This is a genomic window from Bacillus sp. MUM 13 (genome assembly GCF_001866725.1).
Classification (GTDB): Bacteria; Bacillota; Bacilli; order Bacillales; family DSM-1321; genus Peribacillus.
In genome coordinates this window covers 1-281 of the sequence record NZ_MLYQ01000184.1, presented here as the reverse complement: position 1 = coordinate 281, position 281 = coordinate 1, and the positions used below count along the sequence as shown (strand labels likewise).

Below are 281 nucleotides of genomic sequence, written 5' to 3'. Positions count from 1 at the left end.
AATCGAGTAGGAGGAGGTGACTAACCTCCGACCTCTCACACCACCGTACGTACCGTTCGGTATACGGCGGTTTCAATTAAGTCAAACGCAATGTTTGATATCTTATAAGCAGACTTTTGAGCCCTTGATTCGTCCAGTATTGGTTATCAAGGGTTCTATCTAAGATAGGACTTTTAGATACACTCCAGTAGCCCAATCTTGAATTTGCCCACTCCCACGCTTTGTTAGGTTTGATCCCTAACTTCGTTAGGTTTCTGTGTTTTGTTTTCACTTTCTTCCAC

The 281-nt window shown here is 43.1% G+C and carries 1 pseudogene; it reads right to left on the bottom strand.

Annotated features, from left to right (window positions below):
- Positions 1-76: 76 nt before the first annotated feature.
- Positions 77-281 (bottom strand): annotated as a pseudogene (locus BIV59_RS23985) (group II intron reverse transcriptase/maturase); the annotation flags it as partial.